This is a genomic window from Ruegeria sp. CDSC068, from assembly GCF_059610545.1.
The window spans coordinates 27368-48918 of the sequence record NZ_JBXWNV010000013.1; the positions used below are offsets into that span (position 1 = coordinate 27368).

Here is a 21551-nt window from a genome sequence, read left to right on the forward strand (position 1 = left end):
GGATGGACTTTATCCTTTCGCAACTGGCTGGATTTGGGACCGCATTCGTGGGCCTGGCAGTAGACCCGCTGACCTATCTGTATTTGATCGCATCCGTGTTCCTGGGCATCACATTCGGCGCATTGCCCGGCCTGACCGCAACGCTGGCAGTGACGATCCTGACGGGTTTCTTCGGCAACAAGATCCCATTGGACTATTCGCTTATCGCTTTGCTCGGGGCCTATGTCGGCGCGATTTACGGTGGCTCTTATCCGTCAATCCTGCTGAACATTCCGGGCACGGCGGCCAGCGCGGCGACAGCCATGGATGGATACCCTCTGGCCAAAGCGGGTCGAGGGGGCGAAGCACTAGGGCTGACCACAACGGCCAGTTTCATTGGCACAGTTATCGGGACCATCACGCTTTTGATTTTCGTGTGGGCGCTGCTTTTGGTTTCAAAGAACATCGCAAGCCCGGAGAAAGCGTTGCTGGCCCTTTTCGGCATTCTGCTTTCTGGCACTTTGATGAGCGAAGACCTGGTGATTAAGGGATGGATCGCTGGTTTGATCGGGCTTGCGATGTCCATGGTGGGACTCGACCCTTTGTTGTCTGAGCCGCGCTATACCTTCGGCTGGTCTTACTTGATGAGCGGGTTTCAGGTCGTGCCAGTTTTGATGGGGGCCTTCGCCATTCCCCAAATCATCGACGGTTTAAGGCACGTTGAGGCCGGGAAAGCTCTGGCCCTGAAAGGTCGCATCCTTCCGAACCTACGCTCCATCCGACGTTACTTGCCGACCATTGGCCGTTCAGGAGTGATCGGGACCGGGGTAGGAGCGCTTCCCGGCGTGGGCGAAGATGTCGCCGGTTGGGTCAGTTACGGTGTCGGCAAGACCGTATCTGCCGAGGGCGACAAGTTTGGAAAAGGCTCTTTGGAAGGTCTGCTGTGCTCTGAAACGGCAAACAACGCCTGCATTGGGGGCGCGCTAATCCCGCTTTTGGTTTTGGGCATTCCCGGCTCACCACCCGCCGCGGCTTTGATGGGGGCTTTCAAGATTAACAACGTGATCCCAGGTCCGACGATAGACCCCGAGATCATTCTGCGCGTGGTTGCAATTTTAGTGCTGGCCTCCCTGACAATGTTCTTGATGGGCCTGTTCACTGCTCGGGTCTTTATCAAAATACTCGCCATCCCGCAGACCATCTTCTTGCCCGTCGTTATGGTTCTGACAACAATTGGGTCTTTCAGCGTTGGTGGTGGCATCAATGATCTTTACCTGATGCTTGGCGTCGGCGCCGTTGCCTATTTCATGAACCTGATGAAATACCCAATCGCGCCGTTGGTGATCGGGGTTATTCTAGGCAGCCTGTTTGACGAAACCTTCCGCCGGTCGCTGTTCTTGTCGGACGGGGATCTTTCGGTCTTCTTTTCACGACCCGGTGCGGCCATTCTGCTGGTGCTCAACATTGGTCTGATCCTCAGCCAGCTGCCCGTTGCAAAGCGCGCTTTCTCACGTCTGAAAGGACTTTCTGTCTGATGTTTGTAGTCACTGTCACTTTCGCTCTCAAACCCGGTACGAGAGACACTTTTTTACCGCTGATGGTCGCAAACGCTTCAACCTCTTTGCGTGACGAAGCCGGATGCCAGCAGTTCGACGTTTGCCTCGGCGACGAACCCGAGACAGTTTTCCTCTATGAGGTTTATGATGACAGCGCGGCGTTCTCTGCCCACCTAGAAAGCGAACATTTCCAGTCCTTTGATACGGCTGTGGCTGATATGATCGCCACCAAGGTAGTTCACCAGTACTCCGAGGTCATCCGATGAACGATTGGGAAATCCACGCCGTGAAATACGCGGATCGCAATGCCCGGACGCGAGCTGATAGTTTCATCATCGATGATAATCACAGCGCGCCTCACGCGATGGATTACTTCGTTTGGGTGCTCAAACGCGGTAACAAAGTCATTCTGGTCGATACTGGCTACGACTCCGATGAGGCCGCCGCCCGTGGTCGTCCCATTGCGATGGATCCTCGCGAGGCTCTGCGGCCCCTAGGCATTTCACCGGAAGCGGTAACCGAGGTTATCGTGACCCATCTTCATTATGATCACGCGGGGGGGCTGCATATGTTCCCGAACGCGAAGTTGCATATGCAATCGGCGGAGATGGCCTTCGCCACAGGCCCCTGCATGTGCCACGACCATCTGCGCGCACCTTTCACGGCGGGCCATATTTGCGAGGTCGTAAAGCGTCTCTATTCAGGGAAGGTCGTGTTCTACGATGGAGAAGTCGAGATTGCAGATGGGGTCACGGTGCACTGCATTGGTGGGCATTCGCGAGGGTTGCAATGCGTTCGCGTGAGAACGGCAGTCGGGTGGATGGTGCTCGCCTCTGATGCCTCTCATTACTATGAGAATTTCATGGCGCGCAAAGCGTTTCCCATCGTCGTCGACCTGCAAGACATGATGGATGGTTTCGAGACGCTCGAGAGGTTGGCCTCGCACCCTCGACTCATCGTGCCCGGCCATGATCCACTTGTGCGAGAGATTTTTCCCGTCGGAGCGGCACCGCATATCCATAGGCTGGATTTCGGGCCAACCAGGGACATCAAATTATGAAGATCGGCGTTATAGCGGACGACTTTACCGGTGCGAGTGATATCGCGAACACCTTGGCAAAGGGCGTTGAGCCGGAAGGTGGATTAAGAACCGCGCAGTTTCCAGGTATTCCGGATCTCCCAGCCGACGAGGAGATCGAAGCGGGTGTCGTATCGCTCAAGAGCCGCACTGCACCGGTCGAGGAAGCTGTTGCAGACAGTTTGAGTGCCTTGCGGTGGCTCGTGGACCAAGGATGCCAGCAGTTCATCTTCAAATATTGTTCGACCTTTGATTCCACGACGGAGGGAAACATCGGTCCCGTTGCGGAAGCGCTGGCCAACGAACTGGGCGCGGAAAAAGTGATTTTCTGTCCGGCCTTTCCGACAACGGGGCGTACTATCTATTACGGTCATCTCTTTGTGCTTGGTAAGTTGTTGCACGAGTCTGGGATGGAAAATCACCCTCTTACTCCGATGACGGATGCCAATATCAGGCGATGGTTGCAGTATCAGACCCAAGAAGCGGTCGGGTTGGTGTCAATTGACGCCGTGGAGCAAGGATCAGAGGCGATTGCTGATGCTTTGCAGAAGGCCGGCGAACGATTTGTAATTGGCGATGCGATTTCGGATGAAGATTTGTTCGCCTGGGGCGAAGCTCTAAAGGATGCCAAGCTCATTACTGGGGGATCGGGTATAGCACTGGGGCTACCAAGAAACTTCCTGAGAGAGACTTCATCCAATAGTGCTGGCAGTGCGTTCACTGGTATCGCAGGGCCTGCCGCGATCCTTGCGGGTTCTTGTTCAGGTGCGACCCGCGGGCAGATCGATGTTCATGCGAATTCCCATCCAACCTTCGCCATTGATGTTCCGGGTGTCATGTCCGGGGATGTGACCACGCAAACGCTTCTGGATTTCTTTAAAGCGCATCCGGGTCAGGCGCCGCTCGCATATTCATCGGGAAGTCCGGATGATGTGCGAGCGATCCAAAATCAATTTGGTCAGGAAGCTGTAGCGAACAGGCTGGATAATCTCTTTGCAGAAACTGCACGGGAACTTGTCCAAACGGGTTATGAGCGCCTTGTCGTGGCCGGAGGAGAGACGTCGGGAGCTGTCGCCCAGGCTGTCTCTGAGGCACTGGGGTCACCGGCCATGTCAATTGGGACAGAGATTGACCCGGGCGTACCTGTCCTGAGCGTTGGAAAAACTGAACCCATTGCGATGGCTTTGAAATCCGGAAACTTTGGCGCTCCAGATTTTTTCGCGAAAGCGCTGAAAATGATGGAGTCGGGCAAATGAGCCCTGAAGAAATGGCGCTGCGGCAGCAGATGTCGGAGCTGTGTGCCTCGCTGTTTGTGCGTGGCTTTTCCGTTGGCACTGCGGGCAATGTCTCTGCGCGTTTACCGGACGGGATTCTCATGACGCCAACGAATTCGACTTTGGGCAATGTTGACCCCGAGCGAATTGCCAAGATTGATTTGGATGGCAACCACGTTTCCGGAGACAAGCCGACCAAGGAGGTCTTTCTGCACCAAGCGTTCTATGAGACGCGGCCGGAAGCTGGTGCAGTGGTGCATCTGCATTCGACCTGGGCCACCGCACTGTCGTGTCTGGAAGACACCGATCCCAATGACTGTATTCCGCCGCTTACACCATACGTGGTCATGCGCGTAGGCACGGTTAAACTGGTTCGATACGTTAAGCCGGGTGATCCAAAATCCGGTGATTTGATCCGCGAACTGGGCGGCAAGTATAGTGCTGTTCTGCTGGCCAATCACGGTCCCGTGGTATCAGGAATGGATCTCTTCTCAGCGGTCTGTGCAGCGGAAGAGTTAGAAGAAACAGCCAAGCTGCTCGTGGCACTGCGGGGTATGCCAACCCGGATGTTGAATGCAGAACAAGTCGCAGAACTCAAAGAGACTTTTGGAAGGATGTAGTTGGACACCGATAGGGGGAGTGTGCAAACTTTTGGGTAAATCGTGCAAAATTATGCGCAAATACCACGCAATGTTATGGGCAAGAGCATCTGAATTTAATGATTGAAATCAATAGCAGAAGCGCAGCGTTATGCGCGTCCCTACAGATTTTGTAGGATCACCCATAATCGTTCGCGACGCCCTTAAACGTTCGCGGACGACCCAAACCGTTTGTTTAGGAGAATTTGACGGAATTCCAGGACTCGCGATAAATGTCACCGCTAGATTAAATACCACTTTCCGAAGAAGCGGACATAAGAAGAGCCGTCAAGCATCTTTCTATAGGCCTCACTTCCCACCGCTCTTAAGTTCACTATGTGTTGAATGTGGCTGTAGGTCTTGAACTCAAAGCCCCTCCAACTGGTTCGTAGTCGCTTAATGATGTGGAGATGCATGAAGTAGCACCGCTTTTGCCAAGTGTAGGTGAAACGAATAACGACGTATTTCTCTCAAGTGTCTCAAAGTTATTCGGCGAACTATTTCCAGCAAAGTTCAAAACTTGATCCGAAAACTGGCGCCTTGCTTTGGGGTCATTGTTTCAATCGCTACACCTGCCTGTTTCAAAACAGCGGTAACAATGGATAGGCCCAAACCAGTGCCGCCTTGGTCCCGTCTGGTTGTGAAGAATGGTTCTGTGATGCGTGCACTGTTTCGCGGGCAAATGCCCGAACCATTGTCGGAAACGATCAGGCTGTTTGAAGCCGCGTCAAAACTTATGTCGACACGTGTTGCGCCGTGTTGAAACGCGTTTTGAAGAAGGTGATGCAGAACGATATGGCCCTGATCTTTGGACAAAGGCAGGTACGTTTCTGGCGGCGCCTGCAACTCGACAACCTTTTCTGAAAACGCGGCTGACGCCGCCTGGACCATATCCGCCAGTGACGTTGGGGTAGGGTCAGTTCGAATACTGGCCCGTGCCAGTTCGCGAAGACGGCTCAGCAAGGCGTTCATACGCAGACCTTCTTGCTGAATGTTATGAACCAGTTTCTGGTTGCGATCACCGGATACCGCTGACGGCCCATCAGACAACAGCTCTGCCGCACCCAAAATTGCCGTGACCGGCGATTTCAACTCATGGGTTACGTGGCTCGTGTAAGTCTCGATCGCAGTCGACCGCTCTGACAAGGTTGCAGCCATCGAAACGACGTTGTTACCCAGTTCCGCCAGTTCCTTCACGCCATAGTGCTGCACGGGATCGGGGATCGGTTTCAATCCGCTGGCGACATCCTGGCTTTGACAGCTGAGATCGCGAATTGGCTTCGAGATCAGCCGCCACATCATCCAACCGACCACAGCTGCAGACACCAGCATGAACACCACGACAGAGCCAAGCGTGAACCGTTCCTGAAACAGGAATTTCCGAAGGTCCATTGGCGTGCGCGACAGGTAAACGGCCCCGATGACCCTGTCATTCAACACCACCGGGTGGGCGACAAACACGCGGTATGAGGTATCGCGACTGATCGAGTTCAGCAGGTGCCGATTGGACGTGTCATCGCGCTGTCGCAGCAATGAAACGGTTTCACCCTCCAACGCTTGCGACACTTCGGGTACATGCAGAAAAGACCCGCTGGCTGATCCACTGCTGGCGATGATCCGCCCAGAGTGATCCATGAAAACATACCCCGACAGAGTGGTTTTCTTAGCCGACCTCGCCAGCTGTGACAGTGATTGAGAGATCTCCGAATACGGCGCGTCCAGCGGTTCATCACTTGAAACCGGGTCGGGGCGCGGCGGCGAGACCTGACCGCGAAACAGATCCAAACTGGCTGGGATGGGATGAAAGTCCTGAGTAAGGCGTTCCATCTGCTCAGTGGACAAACTGTGGCCGACATCGGGTGCGGCCTGGATCTCAGAAAAGGCCGTGGCATAGATTTCGCCAAAGATAACGGCCTGAGACAAAAGACTGCGTTCGGTTTCGCGTGCGAACTGGTTGCTGGACAGGCGGGCACCCAAAACACCAATGATCGGAAGGGTCACAAGGGCGATGCAGACCAGCGAAATCACCAGCGCAAGCGGCGGTCGCCATTTTTGCGTTACGGTCAGCACTGGCAAACGCCCAGCTTCACCCCAACCCCGTGCACGGTTTGAATCAAATCTGGATATCCCAAAGTGCGCGCCTTCTGACGGATATTACGGATATGGCTATCCACCGTGCGACCAGACAGATAGGTGTTGTGGCCGTAAACCAGCTCGATCAAGTGCGCGCGCGCATAGACGCGGCTTGGTGTTTTGGCCAGGATCGACAGGACCGCGAATTCGATCCCGGTCAGCTGGACCTCGGCCTCGGCAAGGGTGCAGCGATGCGCGCTATGATCCAGTTGCAGATCCTGAAAGACCGTCACGTCGTCCGGCGATTTAATGTCGGCCGAGCGGGCAAGGATGGCCTTGATCCGCAGCACCAGTTCACGCGGACTGAAGGGTTTGGTGACATAGTCATCGCCACCAAGCTGAAACCCCAGAATGCGGTCAATCTCATCATCTCGTGCCGTCAGAAACAGGATCGGCACGGTTGAGCTTTTGCGCAATTCCCGGCAGGCCTCCAACCCATCCATTTCGGGCATTCCGATATCCAGCACGACCAGATCGGCCGGGGTATTGCTAAAAACCTCCAATGCGTCCTGACCAGTGGATGCTTCGGTTGTTCGAAAGCCGGATTCTTCCAGCGCAAAGCGTACGACATCGCGAATACGGGCATCATCATCTACGATCAGGATGTTGTTCACTGTATGCGTCCGCCGTCGAAATATTACCGAAGTCACGATCAGAGATCATACTGCCATTGTCCGGGTCAAGTGGAGCTTGCACCTGTTGTCTGCGCCAGGTGAAATCATCCCCCAGCCACCAGGCATCGGTGCGCAGTTTGTAGGGTATCGCTCTCATGCCGAAACCCTCCGGCCTCGGCTCAGGCGCAGCGCGCCCAAAGCCATCAGCATTATCAGTCCGAAAATCGTTTGCGGCTCGGGTGTCGAAGACCCGCTGAACGCTGTTTTGGGATATGCTGCTGGGCCAACGCTCGCCACCTGCGGCAAGGCCACCGGCTTGGCATCTGCTGGCGCGTCGTCGGGGTTTACGACCATTTTTGAAACCGCAACAAAAGAGGTGAACTGCGTCTGAAGGTTGAATTTCAGCCCAAGATCGGTGATTTGCGCTTCAATCTTTCTGGGATCGCCAGCCTGCACCGCCATGGCGCGGTCAAGATCCGCGATTTTGGAACGTGCCCAGGTCAGTGGGATCGCAGTGCCCTGATGCGTATCACTTTCTGGACCGGATTCTGTTGGCAGGACTGTCGAGAGTGGCATCTGTGCTTTTCTACCTTGCACCAGGCCATTGATCGTGATGTCCGCAGGCCCGCCACCTTCGTACCGAGCCAAAACCCGGATTGAGCCGCCATCGAACAGGTCGGGAATATGTTGTGGCACCACTTCGGTGACATTCAACCCGCCCCAATCAATGGATACATCCGTCAGCACCGGCGATTTCAGATCCCGGGCCAGTGTGTCGGCGACATCCGAGGCGTGCTGGGTCGGATCAACGTAGCGGGCATAACCGCGCCCTTCTTCGGCCATCGCATCCAACAGATAGCGATTTACTGCAGTACCCACGCCAAAGGCATAGATACGCGCATCGCCGATCTGTTGCCGGATTGTGCGCAACACGCGGGATTCCTGCCCAATATACCCATCGCTAAGGAAGACGACGATGCGCAATGTGTCGGCAGGTTGCAGCGTTGCAAATGCATGACGGATTGCGTTGTCGATTTCTGTACCACCCCCGGCGCGCAGACTGTGCACGTAGCGCAAACCGGACTGGATGTTACTGCGTGTGGCAGGAACGGCTTGGGACGCAAACTCGGACGCGCCCGAGGAAAACCGGATCACGCGGAAATAATCCTCGGGGCGCAGGCCTTTCAACGCGGTCTCCATAAACCGCTTGCTGGCATCCAAAGGCGCGCCGCCCATTGATCCCGAGGTGTCCAGCACAAAGACCAGCTCTCGTGCAGTTATCTGATCCGACTGCGGGATTTTTGGCGGCTCAACCAGCACCGATACAAAGCCACCCCGGTCATCATGGTGGGCCAGCACTCCGGCTGTCGTCTCATCACCACCAAGCGCGTAGCGAAGAACAAGATCGCGGTTGTCGATCACCCGCCCGTGCTTAAAAGTGGCGCTGATCACTCCCTCCGACTCCTGGACTTGTAGATCATGCGTGGCGCTTGTCAGATTGGAAACGGGAACTGCACCGCGCAGATTGAGGTTCAGCGAGACCCGAGCGGGTTCAATTGTATCGGGGTTCGCCAGGCGCGGAACCAGAGGGTATTGCGGTAGCTCGGAAACCGTCCAACCATCGACTTCGGTTACGGTAGAAGTGACCGGTTCTTCAGTATGGAAATCAGCCAACTCAACGCCCTGAGACGTTTGGTCAAAATTCACCGCCCCTTGATAGCGCGGCCCGACGATCAGAGGGAGTACTAGCTCATAAGCCTCGTCTATCTTGGGGACGGCCTGCACATAACTCAGCGTCACGGTAATCGGCTGCCCCGGCATCAGATTGGCGACGTTCTGCGTGAACATGTTGGGACGATGCTGGGTCAAAAGGGCAGCGGCTTTGCCCTCTTGCTTTGCTATCTCAAAGGTTTGTTCGGCCTCGTGCTTTTGTTGGATCTGCGCCTCAATCACTTCGTCGCCCACCTGCATCTGCATCGCGTAGACGGCGGCTTTTTGGTTGAGGGGGAACAGATACTCCGCCGACATCGGATCGTCCGAAGGGTTTATGAACACCTGCCGCACCTGAACGGTTGCCATATCGCCCTGAATATCAACGGAAAGGTCTGATTTCAGCAGGGGCAGATCCAATTGACCAGCCGCTCCGCTGCCGATCAATCGACCCGCGATGTCGTCTTCCGGCTGGGTGTACGCAGCCGCGGGGAATAGCAGAATAATAAAAGCAAAATACCGTATCATATGTCCGTTCCTTTGATGGTGTGAATGTCGAGCGCTGCAATCGCGGCAGCGTCGAGTTGGGCGCGCAAGCTCGTGTCCAAGGCCCATGGGGTGATCCTTTGCACGCTGCTCCAGGTGCCGCCGGACCCGTTCAGCCAGCGCCAGATCGCTTCGCCCACGCTGGGTGTGACTTGCCCGTTTTGTGCGACGTAGCTGACCGCAACCAGCCATTGGTCCCCGTCCGGGCCGGTGGCACGGTAGTAGGCGCTGGGCACGCCGTCATAGCGTGTGCCCAGAAACCGAACCTTGTAGCCAAGACCCCGCAGGCAGATTTCAGGGGCGTGCAGATGTCGCAGCGGCGCGCGCGTGCTGACCACATTCAGCCCCAGTGGACCGAATTGAGCCTTTTGCGCGTGTCCGCCATAGGCTTCGAAATAATAAGCTTCCATCTGTGTCAGGGGCACTTTCTGCCCCAGATATCCTTGGATTTGTGCGGGCAGATTCGGGGTTACGACACTGCCTGAAACATCCACTGGGTTTGCCTTGAGAGACACGATCGCAATGCTGCCGATCAGGCATGCAAACCCTGCCAGTGCCCTGATGGGTTTGGGCAGAATGAACTGCTTGGGATGTGCGCGGCTTTTGTGCGTGTTTCTGCTGCGGGGCCGATAAAACAAGGCAAAAGGCGCAACTGTCAGGCTAAGGGTCACCAGCCCGATAAGGCTGTGCCAAGGCTCGGCCATAACATCCAGACCACGTGCAAGCCCAATCGCCAGCAGCGAAATGCGCAGGCTATTACCCAAGGTGGCGCATCCGATCACGGCCAACAGGCTAAGGCCACCGACATGCCATCGCGGGCGCATAACTGCGTTTTGCGTAACCACGAAGGCCAGCGACAGCAAAAGCCCCGAGGCTCCGGAACATGGCAAGTCCACCAGAATATCTCTCTGTTCCAAGGTGATGCGTACGCCGTCGCAGACAACATTCGAGAACAGTGCGCTGAGCATGTGGCAGGACAGTTCCGCGGAAGCCATCTGTAACGGGAACCCAAGTGTGCGCTGCAAGACCATTTCGGTCGGTAAGGAAAACAAGAACAGCGTAGCCATCCAAAACGGCGACAGCGCAAAAGGGCGCCGATTCAGCTGCAGCAACCCGACCAGCGCAAAAACATCCAAAGCAAGCGCAAGAGCGCTGAGAATGTTGATCGCCAAAACCTGCCCCAGAAACCGGATCAAAGCCGCCAAGAGCAACAAGGCAATCGCTGGAACGTCAGAGCCTGCCTCTTTCCGGCGGCCGCTCAGCAAGCTCATCCCGGCCAGGCCCAAAATCAGTAGGACATAGACATACCCAAAAGACCCATAAGCTGGGCTAAGCCAGCTTCGAACAAGCCATTGCAAAGGTTGCGCGGCCAGAATTGCTGAGGCAATCGCGAAGGCGCCCCATGCCAGTGTATCTGCGGTCAAGTGTTTCATGCCGCCAGAAGTGACAGGTGAATGCGCAGTTCCCCTGCCCAAGATGTGCAGATTTTGATGAGGTCCTCTTAGCTGAGGTCCTTGCCGCGATTGTTATCTAGGCTGAAATACAAGGTTGCGGACCAGCCTATTAACCAATGCGTCAAATCTTGAATTAAGTGAACTGTATGGCGTATCGCAAAACGCCACTATTTGCCGTTTTTGATTCGAGTTCAGGTTCTTTCAAGGTGCTGCTGTGTTTAGGCGCTGCCTGTTCGAATTGCCTGAGCGTTTGCTCTTTTGCACGTCGCCTCTTGGGTCAGTTGTGCCATGATCCTTCAAGTCGACGATCTCAGTACGAATTTCCAGATCCGCCATTGCGCCTTCAACCAGGGGCCTTGTCAGCTCTGCCAGGCAGGGTCGCGCACCAGCATTCACGTTGTCATGTTCTCGCAGGATCGCGCGGCACATGACACCGGGAACAAAAGGACCGTGCCCCTTTTCCGCGATCAGCTTCCAATTTTGGGTTAGGCTCTGCCCGGCGCGCTTGCCGGAAACACTTACCTGCATACCGCCTCGGTCACTTCCGAAGGCATAAAGCGCTTTTGAAAGAACGTAGAGCGCAGAATAGGCAATGGCCGGTAATTCAAAGTGCCCGTACTGCCTGAGTTTAGCCAGCAGATGTAATGCCCAGTTCATCAACGGAAGTTCCAGACCTGCACGAAACATGACGCTCTTCGCGCCTGTCTTTTCCGGCAGCAGTGCGATGTCGGGAACGTCGACGCTGTATCCGGCGCGCCTCATACCCGGTTCCAACTCATACAACTTGCGATCCGTCCATCCGCTAGTTGTTTCCCAGGCACCATTGCGCCACACCTGATGCCGCCGTCCGACACCGCTGACAATACTCTTGATAACGGACATGCCTCGCGGTGCCCGGTTACCTGGCAGGATTGCGATGTCGATAACATCAACTTCATCCAGATCTTCGATCAAGTCTTCGACGATACAGGAAGACAGACCGGGTACGCTGGACGCACCGGAAAGGGCAAAAACACCTGCGGTTGTTGCTTCGGTGTTCAAAGCACCAATACCCTTCGTGAACTTGGCGCTGTCAGACAGATCAAGATAGTGGCAGCCATGAGCGATACAGAGTTTCGGGACTTTATACGGATCATCACCATAGTGTTGGAACGGTCCTGCCGCATCAATCACAACGTCTGGCTTAACGTCGAAAACAGCTTCTGGTGCTTTGCCAATGTTCAATTTCAGGGTTTGCGCCCCGAGTTCCTGAGCCAGAGCGCGACCCTTTTCAGGGCGTCGCCCGGCCAGCCAAAGCTGATGCCCATCACGTGCCAGCAATCGGGCAGTCAGGGATCCGAAAACACCGTATCCGCCGATAATCACGACCTTCATGACGGGACACTCCCGATAACCTCAGCATCATGAAAGGTTGCGTCCTGCCAGATCAGCTGACCAAAAAGCGGATGCACCAGTTCCAGAGTGAACCGGAACTGCCCACCCCCAAGTTCTTCGTGGCCCACCATAAGCCCCCCAGGACAGACCCACCGTGGCAGAGGCAGTCGGTTTTGCCCCAGTTTCAGGAAGTAACGGTCGCTGACGAAATAGAGACCGTTCGCTGTGCTTTCGATCTTTAGCGAGATGCCGATCCCAAAGCCGATATATTCTTCCAACCCGGTTGGCCCGGCAAAGCGTTTTGAGCTGCCGACCATCTGTGGAAACCCGGCCGCCCGACCATATTGCCGGATCCAAAACTGCCCGCCCGTTGCCGCATCTTCGGTGACGGTGACCACGGCGGATCGACCGACCGAGGTGCGATCAAACGGCAGCGGTGCCCCGATCACGCGCAGGGCAAAAGCCAGCGCACGCCCTGCGGGGTTCATCCGCATTTGGGTCACGCGGCCCTGATAGGCAAGGCTGGCATCCCCCAGCAGACGCTTGCTGAATCGGCGCTGAATTGCTTTGGGCAGGCGAGACCATGCCGAAGCCCCCAGCAAGTTCTTGAACCGATCATCCAGACTGCTGACCGCATCGGATTGCGGTTGAGCCGGCTTCGGGCCTGGCGGCGCTATCCTTTTGCTAATTTCGATCATTCTGTTTTTTCCGTCAAAAGAGAAATAGCGGGACAAATTTTTAGCTGCTTTTTTTGCCTCCGGTGAAGCTGAGCAGGGAAACGACTTTGGTTCCCATTTTCATCAACATTACCAGTTTCGGACGGGGCACCGTAAGCATATCGCTGAACCACGTATCGGCGGTGGCCAGAAATTCTTGCATGTCCTGCATGCGCCGCAACGCTGTTGGGTCAAGACTGCTTTCGGTTTCAGCCTGGGCCACGCACGCGCGCAGGGCTTGTGTCGCCGGATCAATCTCGCGTTCCTTGCGCCCTTGGGCGATGCGGATCCCCATTTCCCAGACATCCACTTCGGCCTCATAATGCTCGCGCCGGTCGCCTGGCACCGGAATGCGGCGAATGAGGCGCCAGCTCACCAATTCTTTGAGCGAGTTGGACACGTTGGATCGCGCAATACCCAACGACTCGGCGATCTGCTCGGCATTAAGAGGTTTGGAGCTAAGGTAAAGCAGCGCGTGAATCTGCGCCACAGAGCGATTGACGCCCCATTGATTGCCCATATCACCCCAATAAAGAATGAAATGGCTTGCAGCGTCTGATTTCGTTATGTCATAAATTTCTGTCATGACAGAAATATCAGATAAGATGGTGCGAAAATCAAGACCTTTGTTGATTCAATGACACCTAATTTCGTGCTGACGCGACGGCCCAATGTCCAAAGGCGATCGAACAACTGATTTAAGGAGATTTCTCCTCATAGCATTCATGCAGCCGTTCAGCGTTAAAATCTGCGCCGGTAAATCTCAGGAATATGTATCGCAGCCATCAACAAGAAATGACACGGAAAGCAACCGACATGGGCGTCGAAGAGCTTTATCAAGTGATCTTGAATGATAGGGTCAGGCGCGCAAAAGAATAACATGTGGATGCACCGGAACGCTCGCCTGATCAGATCGACCGGCTTGGAACGCCCGCGGGTGACACGCAATCTGTGCAAGATTTGACGCGTTTCAAAACAGCCAGCCGACAGTAGTCTTGGGTGCAAGGCAAACAACTTGATCTGACATTTTCGCCCTTCTGGTGCGCAAGCAAGGCGAGGCGATCAATGACAAGCATTCCGGAAAAGACCATCGATCCGAAACTCGGGTTGCTGGAATTGGTCGGGCAGGTTAGCAGTGTTTCGCAGACCTATGAAGCAATGGGATACAGCCGGGAAATTTTTTATCCGGTTCAAGGAGCACCCAATGCTCAAATTGTACTTTGTCAGGGTAGCGAGGTTTGAGCGCGACCCGACAATAAAAGTGACATTCGGGCGTTCGGCTTTGGCAGAAATATCCCCGCCGACTTCCTTTGCTATCCTGGGGTACAAGCGGCGGATATGTCGACCACCTTGCTGACGGCGGAAAGAGAAGTTGGTTGGACGCTGGCGGAATTCAGGACTTGCGCCGAAAAGAAAAAAACCGGTTGATGACGAAGCGATGCGACTGCAGGCAAAGTTGATTTCAAACGTTGGCTTTACCGAAACATAGTTCGGATCCAGAGTTGAGCAGACATTAACGGGAACGGAATTTGATAAGTGCCATAATTAACGCGGCTTCGCAGCGTTACATGGATATTCGTCTGGGTATTCCGGGTGGATACCACGTACGCATTGTCGAACGCCCCGGCCTTTGGATGCCGAGCGAGGAGCTGGACAACCTGGTCGCGGATCTGCGGAGCGTGGCGTCGAAAACGCTGCCTGCCGGGGAACTGGCGTATGGCGTCTTCGCTGGGGATCGCGACCGGCTTGAGCATTCGGTGATCACTCTGATTTCGCGCCGGGATGATGATACGCCTGTTGCCTTCAATGCCTTGGCCCTGATGGATGTCGATCTCGGGCACCGGTCCGAACAGGTGTTGCATCTGGGATTGGTCATGGTTGATCCAGATCTTCGCAACCAGGGCTTCAGCTGGGTTCTCTATGGGTTGACCTGTGTGCTGCTCTTGTTTCGAAATGGTATGCGCCCGCTTTGGGTTTCGAATGTGACACAAGTCCCTGCAGTTGTGGGGCTGGTTGGTCAGGGCTTTGCCCGTGTGTTTCCCACGGCGCAGACAGGGCCGCAGAACCGACGCAGTCTTCTGCATCTGCATTTGGCGCGAAGTATCATCAAGGATCACCGCCATGTTTTCGGCGTCGGACCTGATGCAGGGTTTGACGAAGACCGCTTTGTGATCACCAACGCCTATACTGGCGGGTCGGATTATCTGAAGAAAACCTTCGAGGATGCGCCGAAACATCGGGATCAGGTCGTCAATGCGTTCTGCGAGAACCAGCTCGACTATGATCGGGGTGATGACATCCTGCAATTGGGGCAAATGGATATGCCAACCGCCCTGTCTTATGTCGGGCGCGAAGTTCCGCGCGGATCCGTTGTTGCACTTGCCCTTGCTGTCATAGCCGCGGTTTTGCAGCGACTGGCGATGCCGCTTTGGCAATGGGCAGACACGCGGCACGAATTTGGCATCCTTAGGCCACGAGAGCAGAATAAATGACGGAATTTACCTATCAGGACTTCACCACCCGCAACCTCGGTTTTGTGTCCGGGGATGAACAATCACACCTGCGCAACGCCTGTGTGTTCGTCTGCGGCACCGGAGGAATGGGAGGCAGCGCGATCATGACCCTGATCCGCGCCGGGGTGGGCCGGTTGATCCTGGCCGATTTGGATGCGTTCGAAGTGTCCAACCTGAACCGACAACTGTTTGCAACGCTGAAGACAGTCGATCAGGACAAAGCGCAGGCAACCCGGGATCAGTGTCTTCAAATCAATCCCGAAGCTGAGATTGAGGTGCTTGGTGCGGAATGGTCCGACCATGTGGATCGTCTGGTTCAAAGCGCGGATGTCGTGATCAATGGCACCGACGATCTTGGTGCCAGCTTGCTGTTATATCGCACGGCGCGGGCCAAAGGGCGCGCGGTGATCGATGCCTATGCGTCCCCGTTGCCGTCAGTCTATGTCACAACCCCCGACGACCCCATGCCCGAGGAGCGTCTGGGCTACACCACACGCGGCACCAGCTGGAACGCGCTGACCCCCGAGTTGCGGGATGCGGCGGCCAAAGCTGAGGCCGAATATGTGCTGACCCATTCCTCATCCCGGCATCACGTTGATCTGGCTCTGGCAGGTGAGGTGATTGCTGGAACCCGCAGCCGCATGTCCTTTGCGCCGATGGTCATCATGGCGGGGACATTGATGGGAGGAGAGGCGCTTCAGTCTGTTCTGGGCCGCCCGCACGGCGCGGATTATCGCGGTTGGTTTCTGAACCCACACACAGGCAAGGTTGAGCGGCCTTTACCGCGCTTTCTTGCCGCGCTGATGCGTCCGCTGGTTCGACGGCAGATGAACAGGTTGCTGGCGTCATGATGGATACTGCGGCTTTTCTGGCGGATGCCTGGGTTTCGCTCTGTGCGGCGCTGGGTGCGGCAACTGTGTTGCTGCATCTTCAGGATCTGGTGCAGAGGCCGGAAATCGCCAAACGGTTTCAATTCTGCTTGTGGGTTCTGGTTGTTCTGATGCTGGCGCGGATTGGTCACTGGGGCGGCTGGGGCTGGCTGTTTTCGGCGGTCACAAATATCTGCGCGGCACTGATTCCTTTGGCTGCACTTGTTCTGTCCGAAGGGCTTTCGCGCCGCCACGCGCCGCCGGTGCTGAAACAATTCTGTGCTTGGGGGGGCGTGATTTTCGGGCTGTTGGGTCTTTTCCAGTTCAGCAGTATCGAGATCACCCGGCTGGCCGGCCTGCTGCTGTTTCAACTGTTCGGTTTGGGCGGCGTAGCTCTGTTTGTGTTGCGGCGTGACAAAGACAGCCTGTCACCGGCGGAAAACAGAGCCATCAATTGGATAAGCCTGTCCTTTCTGCTGATCCTGCCGTTTCTGGCAACGGATTTCATGCGCGGGACAACGCTTGACCTGCCGGTCAGACTGGGTGGCGTGGCCGTGCTGGGACTGTGCTGGTTGTCGATCGGGATGAACCGTTCCGGATTGCGGCCGTGGGATACGCTGAGAGGTTTCGGCATCGTTATAGTCATGGCCGTTCTGCTACCGCTGATCTTTTCGGCGATCGTGCCGGTGGATATGCGGTCTGGCGTGCAGGTAATGGCGATCACTTTGTCCACGCTCATGCTATTGGCAATTTGGCAGGCAGCGATTGCCTTGCGGATTGAGGATCGCCAGCTGATCGCTTTGCGCGAGATTGCGGATGTCAAAGGGCAGGGACCACAAGCCAGCCTGACTTTGCTGCGCCGTGCTGCCGGATCTCCGGACTTGATACTGGTTGAAGAAGCAGATTTGATGGACATGAATCTTGATGATTTGCGCGCCAGCTTCACCACAACACCCGTGCAACAATTGGGGGCAACGGATGACGAACAGGTCAATTGGCTGTTCGCCCGTTTTGATGCGACCCATGCGGTGTTCCTGTCCGGCACCCCAATGCGGGTGGTCATGCTCAACAGCCCTGAAATCGCGACCCTGGACAGTACCGGTGCAGCCTTGCGCGCCGTACAGCGCATGGCGCGCGTCTTGGTACATGAGGGGGCAGTATGATTGAGCTGCTCGAAAGGGATTTTGCAAGTTTCTTCGCGGCCCCGTTTCACGCCTATGGTGCCGGCACTCCGTATGTGTCGCCGATGAAGGCAGATCTGAAACGTTTCCTGTCGATCAAGAATCCGTTGTTTTTCGATGCATCGGATTTCACCTATTTCTCGGTGAAACGCCAAGGCAAGCCTGTGGGTCGCATCACGGTCCATCTACATCGTGGGTCGAACGACCTGCATCATGAGGCGCGAGGATGCTTTGGCTTTTTCGATTGCGCGAATGATCCCGAGGCCGCTGCGCAATTGCTGCAGGCGGCGGAAAGCTGGTCCCGCGCGAAAGGCATGACCCGGTTGACCGGCAATTTCAACCTGACCGCGATGCAGCAGGCCGGGATCATGACGGATGGATTTAACCGCGCCCCTTTTACCGATCAGATCTGGGGGCCTGCACACCTGCCGCGGCTGCTTGAGGCGAATGGATATCAGCCACACTTTCCGATGACGACGTTCGCGCGGTGTCTGGACGCCAACCCGGCTCCGCAGGTTTTGCCCGACGAGCAGCGCGCGCAATTGTTAGAGCAAGGGTTCTCTTTCGCGCGTGTCACCCGTGCGACTATTGCCGAACGACTTGAAGACGCCCGTGCCATTCTGAACCGAAGCTTCAAAGACAATCCAATGTTTGTTCCGGTGACGGCTGAAGAGTTCCACTTTCAGGCCAAAGACATGAAATGGATCATGGACCCGCGGATTTCAAAGGTAGTGCATTATCGTGGTCAACCTGCGGGCGCGGTGATTGCCATTCCCGATCTCAACCCGTTGCTCCGGCGGATCGGATCGCGGTTGCGCCTGTCGCTGCCGTATCACTACCTTAAGTACAAGGCCCGCCGTGACCGCGCAGTGGTCATCTTTCAGGGCGTAATGCCCGAGTTTCAGAGTCGTTCGGTCAATCCATTGATGCTGAGCGAGATGACACGGGACATGATGGCCGCCGGATACAAAACGGTTGGTGGCACGTGGATTGCTGACGAAAATGCGGCCAGTTTACGCCAAACTGAAAAGGCGGGGGCCGTGCCGTTGCACAGATTGCACCTGTTTTCCAAGGAGCTGACGTAGTGGATCGCGCAGAATTTGAAGCAATTGTTGCGCAGGCGATGCTTGCCCCTTCGGCGCATAACACGCAGCCAGCGCGATGGCGGCTGGATGGCGCGTGTATCGAGGTCCATGCCGATCTGTCGCGGCGCCTGCCTGTCGGTGACCCGGACAATCGTGATCTGTACGTTTCCTGTGGCGCGGCGGTCGAGGGCACGGTGTTGGCCCTGGCGGCGCGCGGGGTTGGTGCTGACGTAACCTTGTCGGAAGGGCCGGTCGAGGCGGGATTGCGTATGATTGCCCGCATTGTCCCCAAGACAACCGCCGATACCGGTGATGTTGTGCTGGCCAAGGAGGTTTCAAAGCGTCTGACGCATCGAGCAGGTTTTATACCAGTACCGCAAGAAGCCTTCCGGAATTGGCGCGCCGACCACATGACATTGGTCCAGAATGCGTCCCAGATCGAATGGCTTGCCGGGCAAATCGACATCGCCTCGTCCCGTGTTATGCGGTCCAGGGACTTTCGGTCCGAGTTGCTGCACTGGATGCGCTTGCGCGAGGGCGATCCCAACTATCACACCGACGGTCTGAACCGAGAGGTGCTTGCTATGGATGCGGCCACCGCAAGGATTGCACCGACTATTCTAGGTGGCAGGCTTTATGACATTTTATCATTTTTGGGCCTTGGCCCGCACCTGTCGGGCGAGGCTGCGCGCAGCCGTGGTGCAGGTGCAATCGCACTGTTTCACTGGCCTGAAAATGGGTCGATGGTCGCCGCTGGCCGGGCGTTCTATCGGTCCTGGTTGCAAGCCACCGCATGCGGGTTGGTGGGTTGGCCTGCCGCGGCTTTGGCGGATGAGCCACTTACACGCGCCGCTGTTTCGGATCGTTTTTCCATACTTGCCGACAGGGTTCTCTTTAACGCGTTAAGACTGGGGGTCGCCAACGGTGCCACCCCCAGTCGAACGCGCCTGTCGGTGCGCGAGGTTATCGTTTAGGCAGCGATGTTCTCGCCCACCTCTTTCAGCAGCTTCTCGGTCTTTGCGTCTTCAATCCGATTGTGCAGACGTTGCGATTCCTCACGGTCGCGCAGGGTTTTTGTGATCGAAACGGTGGTATGTACCAACATCAACGCGGACATTGAGTAGAACCCTTTTGCCGCAAAGCTGGCTTCCAGGAAGTAGATGCCGCCGGCCATCATCGCTGCCGCGACAATGAACGAAATAATGGTGAACATGTTCCAGGCGTTGGATTGCGGCAGGTTCAGGTTTTCTTCGGTATTCATGGATCAATTCCTTTCAATTTCTCTGTTGGTTCAATTCAGTTCGGTCGTCAGCTCGATTTCGATTTATTGGATTTCTGCGCCTTCTTTTTTAGGCGATCGAGAACGTCGTCAGCGTTTGATCGCAAGGGCTTGCCGCACCCTGCTTCGGCCAACTTGTCGCGAATGTGCTCGGCCGAACCCGTTGTTTCCAGCTCGGTCATGGCGCGCGCGGTGGCGTCCATCTCGCTTTGACGCTCTTGCAAACGCTGCAAGGTGTCTTCTGCCTCGCGGAGTGTGGACAACCCGCTGTCGGGTGCGACTTGCTGAAGGCGCTGCGTCTTGTCCGTGGCTGTGGCAAGGCGCTGACCGCGCTGTAACTGCCTTAGCCGGGTTTCGGCCTCGCGCAGGACAGTGCGTAGGCGGCTGATCTCGGTTTCAAACCGGGCCTGCGCTTGCGTTGACACGTCACGCTCTGCCTCAAGATGTGCGATTGTCTCGGCAGCATCCCGGGCCAGATCCTCGCGGTCTTGTTGCAAGGCATCCAGCGTGCGCGTTTCGAGGTCTGCGATCTGTTGGGTCAACCTCTTGTGCTGTTTGATCTCTTGTTCGTTCTGCGCCATTGCGACAGCGACCGCCTTGCGCGACACCTGAATGGCATGGGCGCAATCCCGGATTTGCTGACGCAAAATGGGCAGAGCGTGACGATCCGTAACAACGGTTGCCGCCTCAAAGGCCCGGCCTCTTAACAAAGTGGCAAACTGTTTGAACATCTTTGGCTCCTCGTTTATGAACATTGTTCATGAAGGGACTATGCGATGATTCTGAACATTGTTCAACAGTAAAAATGAACGATGTTCAAAAATTTTGAGCCTGCGAGGTTTAAATGGCAGAAAGTAAAAGAGAAATTCTGAAAAAAAAGATCTTGGATGCTGCGGAAAAGCGTATTGAATCGCAAGGTTTGGCCGCGCTGCGCGCACGTGACATCACAAAAGATGCCGGGTGTGCGCTGGGCAGTCTTTATAATGCGTTTGAAGATCTGGACCTTCTGATACTGGCGGTGAACTCGCGCACACTGGCGCGTTTGCACGTCTCACTACAAAACGCCCCCGCATCGCAGGAGACACCCAAGGAAAAGCTGCTTGCACTTGCGTTGGCTTACCTGGATTTCGGTAACGAGAACCCAAACCTATGGGCCGCTTTATTCGATCACCGGATGCAGCCGGGCGTACCGGTCCCGCAATGGCACCTTGAGGAACACGCGGTGCTCATTGCCGAGATCATCGCTCCGTTATCGCAATTGAACCCTCAGTTGGACGACGACACCTTGGCTTCGCGTGCACGAACTGTGTTTTCTGCCGTGCACGGCATAGTAAAGCTATCGCTGGAAGGTCGGTTCGTCGCGTTGGACCCGGATGCGGTACAAGCTGAATTGTCCGAGTTTATGTCCCAATATCTGCAAGGGTATCAGCCAGGGTAGATTTTTCGATTTCCCGAATTTGGATGCATATGGAATTGACATTAATGCCATCGCATTGCGACGCTGCCAAACAAGTTAAGAAAGCGGAAAATCCGAATATTCGACGGAGGAATC

Annotated in this window: 21 protein-coding genes; 12 read left to right on the top strand and 9 right to left on the bottom strand. The window is 55.7% G+C overall.

The window, feature by feature from the left end; genetic code table 11:
- Positions 1 to 2: 2 nt before the first annotated feature.
- From AC2FID_RS20590 to otnC, 5 genes are read left to right on the top strand one after another with little or no spacing between them, the layout of a single operon-like run.
- Positions 3 to 1514 (top strand): tripartite tricarboxylate transporter permease, encoded by a 1512-nt coding sequence (locus tag AC2FID_RS20590; RefSeq protein ID WP_282121321.1) that lies wholly within the window; start codon positions 3 to 5, stop codon positions 1512 to 1514.
- On the top strand, positions 1514 to 1801 hold the full coding sequence (locus tag AC2FID_RS20595; protein WP_496838484.1) for a putative quinol monooxygenase: 288 nt from the start codon (positions 1514 to 1516) through the stop codon (positions 1799 to 1801). Before AC2FID_RS20590 ends, AC2FID_RS20595 begins: the two co-directional genes overlap by 1 nt.
- Positions 1798 to 2595: an N-acyl homoserine lactonase family protein gene (locus tag AC2FID_RS20600; RefSeq protein WP_496838485.1), complete on the top strand. Its 798-nt coding sequence runs from the start codon at positions 1798 to 1800 to the stop codon at positions 2593 to 2595. Before AC2FID_RS20595 ends, AC2FID_RS20600 begins: the two co-directional genes overlap by 4 nt.
- Positions 2592 to 3869 carry a 3-oxo-tetronate kinase gene (gene otnK / locus AC2FID_RS20605; protein ID WP_496838487.1) on the top strand — a complete coding sequence of 426 codons (1278 nt, stop codon included), beginning with the start codon at positions 2592 to 2594 and terminating at the stop codon, positions 3867 to 3869. Before AC2FID_RS20600 ends, otnK begins: the two co-directional genes overlap by 4 nt.
- Positions 3866 to 4507: a 3-oxo-tetronate 4-phosphate decarboxylase gene (gene otnC, locus AC2FID_RS20610; protein WP_496838489.1), complete on the top strand. Its 642-nt coding sequence runs from the start codon at positions 3866 to 3868 to the stop codon at positions 4505 to 4507. Before otnK ends, otnC begins: the two co-directional genes overlap by 4 nt.
- Positions 4508 to 5038: 531 nt before the next feature.
- On the opposite strand, the gene AC2FID_RS20615 is transcribed toward otnC, so the two are convergent.
- The 7 genes from AC2FID_RS20615 to AC2FID_RS20645 all read right to left on the bottom strand — a co-directional run bounded on the left by AC2FID_RS20615 (position 5039) and on the right by AC2FID_RS20645 (position 13658).
- Complete coding sequence (locus AC2FID_RS20615) at positions 5039 to 6595, bottom strand: ATP-binding protein (protein ID WP_282121316.1); 1557 nt, start codon at positions 6593 to 6595, stop codon at positions 5039 to 5041.
- Positions 6589 to 7272 carry a response regulator transcription factor gene (locus tag AC2FID_RS20620; RefSeq protein WP_108861842.1) on the bottom strand — a complete coding sequence of 228 codons (684 nt, stop codon included), beginning with the start codon at positions 7270 to 7272 and terminating at the stop codon, positions 6589 to 6591. The genes AC2FID_RS20615 and AC2FID_RS20620 overlap by 7 nt, the downstream gene beginning before the upstream one ends.
- 153 nt (positions 7273 to 7425) lie before the next feature.
- Complete coding sequence (locus tag AC2FID_RS20625; protein ID WP_496838491.1) at positions 7426 to 9510, bottom strand: VIT and vWA domain-containing protein; 2085 nt, start codon at positions 9508 to 9510, stop codon at positions 7426 to 7428.
- Positions 9507 to 10961: an exosortase T gene (xrtT, locus tag AC2FID_RS20630; protein WP_496838493.1), complete on the bottom strand. Its 1455-nt coding sequence runs from the start codon at positions 10959 to 10961 to the stop codon at positions 9507 to 9509. Before xrtT ends, AC2FID_RS20625 begins: the two co-directional genes overlap by 4 nt.
- A gap of 222 nt (positions 10962 to 11183) precedes the next feature.
- Positions 11184 to 12356, bottom strand: coding sequence for a saccharopine dehydrogenase family protein (locus AC2FID_RS20635; protein WP_496838494.1), 1173 nt, complete (start codon positions 12354 to 12356; stop codon positions 11184 to 11186).
- Positions 12353 to 13054: a DUF4166 domain-containing protein gene (locus AC2FID_RS20640; protein WP_496838496.1), complete on the bottom strand. Its 702-nt coding sequence runs from the start codon at positions 13052 to 13054 to the stop codon at positions 12353 to 12355. The genes AC2FID_RS20635 and AC2FID_RS20640 overlap by 4 nt, the downstream gene beginning before the upstream one ends.
- Before the next feature lie 40 nt (positions 13055 to 13094).
- Entirely contained in the window at positions 13095 to 13658 is a 564-nt protein-coding gene (locus tag AC2FID_RS20645) for a GbsR/MarR family transcriptional regulator (RefSeq protein WP_496838497.1), read from the bottom strand.
- A 479-nt stretch (positions 13659 to 14137) separates the two neighbouring features.
- On the opposite strand from AC2FID_RS20645, the gene AC2FID_RS20650 reads away from it, so the two are divergent.
- From AC2FID_RS20650 to AC2FID_RS20675, 6 genes are all read left to right on the top strand, one after another.
- Positions 14138 to 14314 (top strand): hypothetical protein, encoded by a 177-nt coding sequence (locus AC2FID_RS20650; RefSeq protein WP_282152763.1) that lies wholly within the window; start codon positions 14138 to 14140, stop codon positions 14312 to 14314.
- Between the two features lie 326 nt (positions 14315 to 14640).
- Complete coding sequence (locus AC2FID_RS20655) at positions 14641 to 15564, top strand: hypothetical protein (protein WP_496837846.1); 924 nt, start codon at positions 14641 to 14643, stop codon at positions 15562 to 15564.
- Entirely contained in the window at positions 15561 to 16436 is an 876-nt protein-coding gene (locus AC2FID_RS20660; protein WP_496837844.1) for a ThiF family adenylyltransferase, read from the top strand. Before AC2FID_RS20655 ends, AC2FID_RS20660 begins: the two co-directional genes overlap by 4 nt.
- On the top strand, positions 16433 to 17617 hold the full coding sequence (locus tag AC2FID_RS20665; protein WP_496838500.1) for a hypothetical protein: 1185 nt from the start codon (positions 16433 to 16435) through the stop codon (positions 17615 to 17617). Before AC2FID_RS20660 ends, AC2FID_RS20665 begins: the two co-directional genes overlap by 4 nt.
- Positions 17614 to 18720, top strand: a complete 1107-nt coding sequence (locus AC2FID_RS20670; protein WP_496838502.1) for a hypothetical protein — start codon at positions 17614 to 17616, stop codon at positions 18718 to 18720. The genes AC2FID_RS20665 and AC2FID_RS20670 overlap by 4 nt, the downstream gene beginning before the upstream one ends.
- Positions 18720 to 19694, top strand: a complete 975-nt coding sequence (locus tag AC2FID_RS20675) for a hypothetical protein (protein ID WP_496838503.1) — start codon at positions 18720 to 18722, stop codon at positions 19692 to 19694. The genes AC2FID_RS20670 and AC2FID_RS20675 overlap by 1 nt, the downstream gene beginning before the upstream one ends.
- Here the strand turns inward: AC2FID_RS20675 and AC2FID_RS20680 are convergent.
- Both AC2FID_RS20680 and AC2FID_RS20685 read right to left on the bottom strand, forming a co-directional pair.
- On the bottom strand, positions 19691 to 19981 hold the full coding sequence (locus AC2FID_RS20680; RefSeq protein ID WP_113790425.1) for a YiaA/YiaB family inner membrane protein: 291 nt from the start codon (positions 19979 to 19981) through the stop codon (positions 19691 to 19693). The genes AC2FID_RS20675 and AC2FID_RS20680 overlap by 4 nt on opposite strands.
- 47 nt (positions 19982 to 20028) lie before the next feature.
- On the bottom strand, positions 20029 to 20730 hold the full coding sequence (locus AC2FID_RS20685) for a PspA/IM30 family protein (protein WP_496838505.1): 702 nt from the start codon (positions 20728 to 20730) through the stop codon (positions 20029 to 20031).
- A 113-nt stretch (positions 20731 to 20843) separates the two neighbouring features.
- Between AC2FID_RS20685 and AC2FID_RS20690 the strand changes: the two genes are divergently transcribed.
- The gene (locus AC2FID_RS20690; RefSeq protein ID WP_496723452.1) at positions 20844 to 21437 is read left to right on the top strand and encodes a TetR/AcrR family transcriptional regulator; all 594 of its coding nucleotides are present in this window, start codon (positions 20844 to 20846) and stop codon (positions 21435 to 21437) included.
- The last annotated feature ends 114 nt before the right edge of the window (positions 21438 to 21551 follow it).

What these genes read in the sequence shown, in the direction of transcription:
- AC2FID_RS20590 (WP_282121321.1), top strand. Translation starts at nt 3, where the DNA reads ATGGACTTTATCCTTTCGCAACTGGCTGGATTTGGGACCGCATTCGTG.
- AC2FID_RS20595 (WP_496838484.1), top strand. Translation starts at nt 1,514, where the DNA reads ATGTTTGTAGTCACTGTCACTTTCGCTCTCAAACCCGGTACGAGAGAC.
- AC2FID_RS20600 (WP_496838485.1), top strand. Translation starts at nt 1,798, where the DNA reads ATGAACGATTGGGAAATCCACGCCGTGAAATACGCGGATCGCAATGCC.
- otnK (WP_496838487.1), top strand. Translation starts at nt 2,592, where the DNA reads ATGAAGATCGGCGTTATAGCGGACGACTTTACCGGTGCGAGTGATATC.
- otnC (WP_496838489.1), top strand. Translation starts at nt 3,866, where the DNA reads ATGAGCCCTGAAGAAATGGCGCTGCGGCAGCAGATGTCGGAGCTGTGT.
- AC2FID_RS20625 (WP_496838491.1), bottom strand. Translation starts at nt 9,510, where the DNA reads ATGATACGGTATTTTGCTTTTATTATTCTGCTATTCCCCGCGGCTGCG.
- xrtT (WP_496838493.1), bottom strand. Translation starts at nt 10,961, where the DNA reads ATGAAACACTTGACCGCAGATACACTGGCATGGGGCGCCTTCGCGATT.
- AC2FID_RS20635 (WP_496838494.1), bottom strand. Translation starts at nt 12,356, where the DNA reads ATGAAGGTCGTGATTATCGGCGGATACGGTGTTTTCGGATCCCTGACT.
- AC2FID_RS20640 (WP_496838496.1), bottom strand. Translation starts at nt 13,054, where the DNA reads ATGATCGAAATTAGCAAAAGGATAGCGCCGCCAGGCCCGAAGCCGGCT.
- AC2FID_RS20645 (WP_496838497.1), bottom strand. Translation starts at nt 13,658, where the DNA reads ATGACAGAAATTTATGACATAACGAAATCAGACGCTGCAAGCCATTTC.
- AC2FID_RS20650 (WP_282152763.1), top strand. Translation starts at nt 14,138, where the DNA reads ATGACAAGCATTCCGGAAAAGACCATCGATCCGAAACTCGGGTTGCTG.
- AC2FID_RS20655 (WP_496837846.1), top strand. Translation starts at nt 14,641, where the DNA reads ATGGATATTCGTCTGGGTATTCCGGGTGGATACCACGTACGCATTGTC.
- AC2FID_RS20660 (WP_496837844.1), top strand. Translation starts at nt 15,561, where the DNA reads ATGACGGAATTTACCTATCAGGACTTCACCACCCGCAACCTCGGTTTT.
- AC2FID_RS20665 (WP_496838500.1), top strand. Translation starts at nt 16,433, where the DNA reads ATGATGGATACTGCGGCTTTTCTGGCGGATGCCTGGGTTTCGCTCTGT.
- AC2FID_RS20670 (WP_496838502.1), top strand. Translation starts at nt 17,614, where the DNA reads ATGATTGAGCTGCTCGAAAGGGATTTTGCAAGTTTCTTCGCGGCCCCG.
- AC2FID_RS20680 (WP_113790425.1), bottom strand. Translation starts at nt 19,981, where the DNA reads ATGAATACCGAAGAAAACCTGAACCTGCCGCAATCCAACGCCTGGAAC.
- AC2FID_RS20685 (WP_496838505.1), bottom strand. Translation starts at nt 20,730, where the DNA reads ATGTTCAAACAGTTTGCCACTTTGTTAAGAGGCCGGGCCTTTGAGGCG.
- AC2FID_RS20690 (WP_496723452.1), top strand. Translation starts at nt 20,844, where the DNA reads ATGGCAGAAAGTAAAAGAGAAATTCTGAAAAAAAAGATCTTGGATGCT.